The 6,847-nt window shown below is 69.5% G+C and carries 5 protein-coding genes and 1 pseudogene; 3 read left to right on the forward strand and 3 right to left on the reverse strand.

Annotated elements, in window-relative coordinates; all coding sequences use genetic code 11:
- Positions 1-359: 359 nt before the first annotated feature.
- On the reverse strand, positions 360-1,232 hold the full coding sequence (locus ND747_RS19425; RefSeq protein WP_251735214.1) for an LLM class F420-dependent oxidoreductase: 873 nt from the start codon (positions 1,230-1,232) through the stop codon (positions 360-362).
- A 203-nt stretch (positions 1,233-1,435) separates the two neighbouring features.
- On the opposite strand from ND747_RS19425, the gene ND747_RS19430 reads away from it, so the two are divergent.
- Complete coding sequence (locus tag ND747_RS19430; RefSeq protein ID WP_251735215.1) at positions 1,436-2,503, forward strand: PaaI family thioesterase; 1,068 nt, start codon at positions 1,436-1,438, stop codon at positions 2,501-2,503.
- Between the two features lie 45 nt (positions 2,504-2,548).
- Here the strand turns inward: ND747_RS19430 and hpnH are convergent, their stop codons facing one another.
- Positions 2,549-3,553: an adenosyl-hopene transferase HpnH gene (gene hpnH, locus ND747_RS19435; RefSeq protein ID WP_251735216.1), complete on the reverse strand. Its 1,005-nt coding sequence runs from the start codon at positions 3,551-3,553 to the stop codon at positions 2,549-2,551.
- Positions 3,554-3,988: 435 nt separating this feature from the next.
- On the opposite strand from hpnH, the gene ND747_RS19440 reads away from it, so the two are divergent.
- Both ND747_RS19440 and ND747_RS19445 read left to right on the forward strand, forming a co-directional pair.
- Positions 3,989-4,579, forward strand: a complete 591-nt coding sequence (locus ND747_RS19440) for a nucleoside triphosphate pyrophosphatase (protein WP_251735217.1) — start codon at positions 3,989-3,991, stop codon at positions 4,577-4,579.
- A 662-nt stretch (positions 4,580-5,241) separates the two neighbouring features.
- Complete coding sequence (locus tag ND747_RS19445) at positions 5,242-6,567, forward strand: wax ester/triacylglycerol synthase domain-containing protein (RefSeq protein WP_251735218.1); 1,326 nt, start codon at positions 5,242-5,244, stop codon at positions 6,565-6,567.
- Between the two features lie 43 nt (positions 6,568-6,610).
- Here the strand turns inward: ND747_RS19445 and ND747_RS19450 are convergent.
- A pseudogene (locus tag ND747_RS19450) lies at positions 6,611-6,847 on the reverse strand (hypothetical protein); the annotation flags it as partial.

A 6,847-nucleotide genomic window follows, 5' to 3' on the forward strand; every position in this document is an offset into this window, starting at 1 on the left:
TCCTCGGGTTCCTCTGCCTGGCCGCCGCGATCACCTGCTGGAAGAAACTCCCACACCCCACATGAGACAAGCTCTTAGTGAAGAAAAAGGTGCGTCGATCCTTCACTTGGCCTCGGCAGGATCCGATCAAGGCATCTCCGACCAGCGGAAGATCGCTTCCTGGCCCCGGCGAGATACGCAAAGAGAGCAAATCGGATGACCCGGACGACCTTGCCAACCCGCGGGGCGGGGCGGGACGGGGCGGGGCGTGAAGTAACGGGACGAGGCATGGCGGGGCGGGGCGGGACGAGGCATGGCGGGGCGAGACGAGGCATGGGATGACGGGACGGGACGGGGGGGCAAACGGACACCGGGACGGGTCAGAAGGTGGCGGCGATGGGGATGAGGCGCTCGGCGAGGAGGTCCAGGGGGCGGATCGCGGCCACGTCGGGTACCCAGCCGTGGTAGTGGGTGATGCCGAGGGCGGCCAGCGAGCGCAGGTTCTCGAGGATGCCGTCGATGTTCTCGCCGTTGGGGCCGGGGTCGAGGGGGGCCATGACGGTCTTTTCGATCTCGTCGTAGTCCCGTCCGACGTCGGCACAGTGGGCGCGCAGAACGTCGAGCTTGCGGGCGACGTCGGGGCCGCCGAACAGGTTGCAGGCCTGGGCGTAGCGGGCGACCAGGCGCAGGGTCTTGCGTTCGCCACTGCCGCCGATGAGGATCGGCGGGTGCGGGCGGCGTAGCGGGCGCGGCACGCCGAGGGTGCGTTCGAGCTGGTAGTGCTTGCCCTGGTAGGGCGCGTCGGAGTCACCCCAGGTCTGCAGGCAGATCTCGAGGGCCTCCTCGAGCCGTTCGAAGCGTTCGGCGGTGGATGGGAAGTCCAGGCCGAGGCCGCGGGCCTCCTGCTCGAACCAGGCGGCGCCGATGCCGAGGTAGGCCCGTCCCTCGGACAGAACGTCGAGGGTGGTAACCATCTTGGCGAGCAGACCCGGCTCCCGGTAGACGACCGCGGTGACCCAGGCCAGCAGGTCGATGCGGGACGTGCGGGCGGCGAGATAACCGAGCGTGGTGTAGGCCTCGAGCATGTCGTGCTCGGGCGGGCCGACCGCCCCGATCTGCCAGACGTGGTCCATCACGCTGAGTTTGGTGAAGCCGGCGTCCTCCGCGGTGATCGCCACCCGGGTGAGGTCCTGCGCCAGCGTCGCCGGCCCGCCGGACCAGGTGAAGTCGGCGATGTGCAGCCCGATGTCCATGCCTGTCCTCCCGGAGCGAATATGGAGGTGCCTCCGGATACGGACTCTATCCCTGCCCGGCACCGCCGTTCGGGTACTGCCGCACGCCGGACCCCCGAGGATTCGCGGCGCCCTGGACGTACCAACCGGGTAGGACGACGGACTACCAGGTCAGGCCGGACGGCCTACCGGTCAGGCAGGATGGCGATGACGCGAGCCGCAGCATGAGCAGATCCTCGGCCACCCGCACCACGGCCAGTACCCGCACCACACCAGCCCAGCGCACCACGCCAGCCCAGCGCACCACGCCAGCCCAGCGCACCACGCCAGCGCCGGACACCCCGCCGATGGCGGTGCCGTCGTGGTGGGGGGCGCAGCGAGGGGACGGGCGTGGGGAGGACGCGCGCAGCCGGTTCCGGGTGGATCCCCGGCCGCGCACCCCCACCGCGCTCGGGGTACGTCTGGTCGCACAGCTCGGTCCGTGGCTGGTCGGCGCGGGTGGCGAGCCGACGGCGGGTGCGCTCGGCGTGCTCGTCGACGATGCGCTGGGCAGACTCGTCCAGTTGGCGTCACCACCGGATGGGCCGGGCGCACCCGAGTCCGCCGGCTCGTACGGCGTGCCGAGCGTGCGGGCGGTGCTGACCGAGTTGTCACTGGAGATCGTCACCCGGCCGCCCTGGTCGGGTCCGCATCTGGTGGCCGACGCCCGGCTGCGCGGGCGGGACGAGCGGGGCGCGGTGGCGGTCTGCGAGGTACGTGACAGCGCCGGACGGCTCGCCGCCCTCGCCACCGGACGGTTCCGCTGGGCCTACCGGATGACCGGCAACAACCCGTCCACCGGCGACTCACCCGCCGGCGACTCACCCGCCGGCGGCACGCACAGCGGCGGCACGCACAGCGGCCCACGGTCGGCCCCGCACGGAAGTCTGTTGGAGGCCCTGGGGCTCGCCGCGGCGGGGCCGACCCGTCACGGCGAGCTTGGCCGGCTGATTCTTCCCGGGCACTCGGTGTTCACCACCGCGGCCCGGACGGTGCATGGTGGCGTGCTGCTGTGCCTGTCCGATCTGGTGACCGACGCGCTCGCCGGAGCGGACAGCCCCGAGCGCACCACCGGGATCCGGATCACGCACCTGCGACCCGCGCAGGCGTCGCAGCCGGTGACGGCCACGGCCGAGACGATCCACCGTGACCGGGTGTCGGCGCTGTACCGGGTGACGACGGCAGGACCGTCCGACCGTCCCCACACCCTGGCCACCATCACCCGCGAACCCGCCCGCCCCCGCGGGCTCTGAGCTCGCGGTTTCGCGGGACCGCGGTTTCGCGAGACCGCGGGAGGTCTACGAGGGGATCGCGGCGCGGATCGTCTCGCGCAGCGAACCGAGGGTGGCGGCCAGGGCCGTCGGCTCGTGCCCGCAGTGGGCCATGCAGTTGGCACACCGCGGGTCCTTGCCGCGGCCGTACCGGTCCCAGTCGGTAGTCTCGACGAGCTCCTTGTACGTCTTCGCGTACCCGTCGCTCATCAGGTAACAGGGACGCTGCCAGCCGTACAGCGAGTAGGACGGGATTCCCCACGCGGTGCACCCGAAGTCCACCTTGCCCTCGAGAAAGTCGAGGTAGAGCGGCGAGTGGTTAAGCCGCCACTTCTTGCGGCGACCGTCCGCGAAGGCCTTCCGGAAAAGCTCCCGGGTCTCCTCGACGCCGAGGAAGTTGTCCTGGTCCGGCGCCTTCTCGTAGGCATAGGCCGGGGAGAGCATCATCCCGTCGACGTTGATCTCGTTGTTGAGGAAGTCGAGCACCTCGATGACGTTCTGCGGGGAGTCGGTGTTGAAGAACGTCGAGTTCGTGGTGACCCGGAAACCGCGGGCCTGCGCGTCCTTGATGTTGTCGACGACCTGGGCGAACACGCCCTTGCGGGCGACGATCTCGTCGTGGCGGTCCTCGAGCCCGTCGATGTGCACCGCCAGCGACAGGTACGGTGACGGCGTCAACTTGTCGATCTTGCGTGGCAGCAGCAGCGCGTTCGTGCACAGGTAGACGAACTTCTTGCGCTTGACCAGGCCTTCGACGATCTGCTCGACCTGCGGGTGCATGAGCGGTTCGCCACCGGCGAGGCACACCACGGGTGCGCCGCACTCGTCGGCCGCGGCCAGGGCCTGTTCGACCGGCATGCGCTGCTTGAGCACGTCCGCCGGGTGCTGGATCTTGCCGCAGCCCTCACAGGCCAGGTTGCAGGCGAACAGCGGTTCCAGTTCGAGCGTGATCGGGAACTTCTCGCGACGCAGGATCTTCTGCTTCGCCAGATAGGCGCCGACCCGAATCGCCTGACGCGGCGGAATAGCCATTGTCACCCTCCTGGTGATGATGTGGATTCGCCGGGTGGGTGGGATGGTGCCCTGCTGCCGCCAGTGTAAGTACGGCGATGGCCGACTCTCGACTCCCGAGCCGGTGAGAGATACTTAACCGGCGCCCGACCGTTTTCCTGGAACAGACACGTCCACCGGCGTCATTCATGCAGGTCGCGCGGCATTATCGCCGACATTCACGATCGACGCACACCCCGCGGCACCGGCCCGGCGGTCAATGTCCACTCGTCCTGTTCTCCCGGCTCTCCCGCCCGCCCTCCCCCGCGTCCGCGGACGGGATGTCGCAGCTCGTCGAGGGCCTGCCGCCCCGTCGTCACCACGCCGACCGCCCCGTTACCACCGCGACCATCGGCCCTGCGGCCGACCCGACGAACGGCCCCGCACAATGGCCCGATCGGGATAGCCTCCGGTGGCATGACGGCCATCGCCCGACTCGTGCTTGCCTCCGCGTCACCGCGGCGCCGGGAGCTGCTGGCCCGGCTCGGCGTCCCCTTCGAGGTGGTCGTCAGTGGCGTGGACGAGTCGTCCACCGTCGCGACTGACGCACCCGGGGTCACCGCCGAGCTCGCCGAGCGCAAGGCCCGCGCCGTCGCCGCGTCGCGCCCCGACCGCCTCGTTCTCGGCAGCGACACCGTCGTCGAGCTCGACGGTCGGATCCTCGGCAAGCCCGAGTCCCCCGAGCATGCCCTCGCGATGCTGCGCGACCTGCGCGGACGCACCCACCGCGTGGTCACCGCCGTGATCATCCTGAACGCGGCGACCGGCACGTCCCACGCCGGCGTCGCCACCACCACGGTAACCATGCGTGACGTCGGCGACGAGGAGCTCACCGCCTACATCGCCACCGGCGAACCGATGGACGCCGCCGGCGCCTACACCATCCAGGGCGGCGCCGCCCCCTTCGTCACCCACGTCGACGGTGACCTCGACACCGTCATCGGTCTCCCGACCGCCCTCGTGCGCACCCTGCTCACCGCCGCTGGTACCGCCGATCGTGATTGTTAATCACATCTCGCAATCACATCTCGCATTCACTCGAACCCATACTGCAATAATCTACGTCCACGCGGGCCAGGTCGGAGCAGCGACCAGGGTAGGCAGGGGTTCCACCGAGGGTTAACGGGTGCCATGTGGAGGGTTAGTCAAGGATTCGGGGGCTGAATCCTCGAACAACCCTCCACATGAGGCGTATTGCTGTCATCTCGGAGAACGGCCAACTTCACAGAGTGGCCAACCAGGTACCAACAGCCCACCAGATGCCAGTGGCCGATCAGAGGTCGTGGGTACCATGACGAAGCCCTCGCCCGGCCGGACGCCGCCCCTGGGCACACGAATCGTCACCCGGGGCGGATCGCCACCCGGGCAGGTTGCCCGCGGGGCCAGACCGGGTCCGACCGGGTCCGACCGGGTCCGACCGGGTCCGACCGGGTCCGACCGGGTCCGACCGGGTCCGTGTACAGCGATCAACGAAGAAGACTGGTCATTGATTTCGACCACCCCGGAACGACGATATTTCCGGCTGGACACGGTCGGACCGGACACCGCCGAACGTGAGCGCGAATGGCCCGGTCGGGCTATATCGAACGTGTTGCATCCAAGGCGTGGATCAGGAGCACAAAGCTAGCGTCTCGTACCGCCAGAAAGCCATCTCCCGCCGAGGATCACACATGTCCATCAAGACCATGAAACGGAATTCCCCGACCGGTCACGAAAAGCCCGGATCACGGCCGCTTTCCCCGTACGACCAGGCGTTTCTCGGGTTTCAACAGGGCGCACCGGACATCGCCCTGGACAAGGGGACCCTGCTGTTCGTCGACGGACGCCCACCAAGCGACCAGGAATGGCGGGCCCACGTCGCCGGGCGGATGAACCGCCAGGCGGCGCTGCGGGAGCGGCTCGCGACGAACCGGCGCGGGGAACCGGAGTGGTCGACGGTCCCGATGAACGACATCGACATCGACTACCACGCCGCGGTCTGGCCTGAGCCGGAGCCGACCGGTACGGACCTGCGGAGATCCGGGCCACAGGTGATTGACCGGATCTCGGCCTCCACCCGTCTCGATCTGAACCGACCACCCTGGCGGGTCTTCCTCGTTCGCCGGGACGACGAGAACGCCGACGGTTTTATGATCCATTACCGTTGCAGCCATATCCAGCAGGACGGTGCGGCCATGCACAGTGCACTGTGGATGCTTTTCGGCGAGGATCCGGAACCAGTGTCGACCGGCCGGTTACGGACCCGTCCGCAGGTGCGGCCGCGTGACCTGCTCGCCGAGGCCAACCGGGCCCGGCACAATCCACTGGGGCGCAACGACCTGACGATCTGGGGCGGTCTCCCCACGGGTCCGAGCCGGCATTATCTGGCCGAGACCACCCTGCCGACCCTGCGTCGGGCAAGCCGGCGCCACGACGTGACCATCAACGACATCTTTCTCGCCGCACTCGCCGGCGCCGTCCGTGCCTGGGCCCCGCGGGACTGGGATCTCGCCGCCCATCCACTCCTGCACACCGCGATGCCGCTCAGCGTCCGGCCGCCCGAGCAGGCGCGGACCCTGAGCAACTACTCGTCGGTCGTCTGGGTGCCGTTGCCCGTCGGCGAACCGGATCGTCACCTGCGCCTGCAGCGGGTTTCGAACCACACCCGTGTGATCAGGGACACCGAGCCGGCGCTGTTCGAGCGGACCGTCGTCACCCGACTGCCGGCATCGCTGGTCCGCCAGATCGCGACGACCTCCACGCGCCTCAGTGATCCGAAAAAAGCGAAGTACCCGATCTCGGTCAGCAATCCGCGGAGTATGTCCGGCCCGCTCGCCGCCTGTGGGCGACGGATCACCGGGCTGGCCCATTTCCCGCTGCGCGGCCAGGGTCCGCTGAGCGTCGTCCTCGGCGGACTGGACGACCAGGTGAGCGTCGCTTTCACCTTCGCGGCGAGTGTCTCCAACGCCGACCTGCTACCGGGTCTGTTCCTTCACGAGCTGCATCACCTCGCCTGAGCCGCCGGCCCTGCGACCGCCACTGCCACTGCCACTGCCACCGTCAGATCGCGAAGTCCTCGCCCTGCCAGACGCCGCCCCTCGGGGGACGGATCGTCACCCGGGGCGGGGTGCCGGCCGCGCCGGAGCGGCCTCGACCGCCCGAGCCCCCGACCCCCGCGGCCCGGCCGATGCCGGGAGCCCCACCCGTGCGCGCCGGGCGACCCGCACCGCCGCCCGCACTCCCGGTTGTGCCGGTGGCGCCGGAGCCGGCGTCGCCGGCGGCCCCAGCCCCGGCCCC

It is taken from the genome of Frankia sp. R82 (assembly GCF_023716925.1).
Taxonomy (GTDB): Bacteria; Actinomycetota; Actinomycetes; order Frankiales; family Frankiaceae; genus Frankia.

Bases quoted from the DNA above. Each gene is read 5' to 3' on its own strand.
- hpnH (WP_251735216.1), bottom strand. From the start codon at position 3,553: ATGGCTATTCCGCCGCGTCAGGCGATTCGGGTCGGCGCCTATCTGGCG.
- ND747_RS19445 (WP_251735218.1), top strand. From the start codon at position 5,242: ATGTCCATCAAGACCATGAAACGGAATTCCCCGACCGGTCACGAAAAG.
- ND747_RS19430 (WP_251735215.1), top strand. From the start codon at position 1,436: ATGAGCAGATCCTCGGCCACCCGCACCACGGCCAGTACCCGCACCACA.
- ND747_RS19440 (WP_251735217.1), top strand. From the start codon at position 3,989: ATGACGGCCATCGCCCGACTCGTGCTTGCCTCCGCGTCACCGCGGCGC.
- ND747_RS19425 (WP_251735214.1), bottom strand. From the start codon at position 1,232: ATGGACATCGGGCTGCACATCGCCGACTTCACCTGGTCCGGCGGGCCG.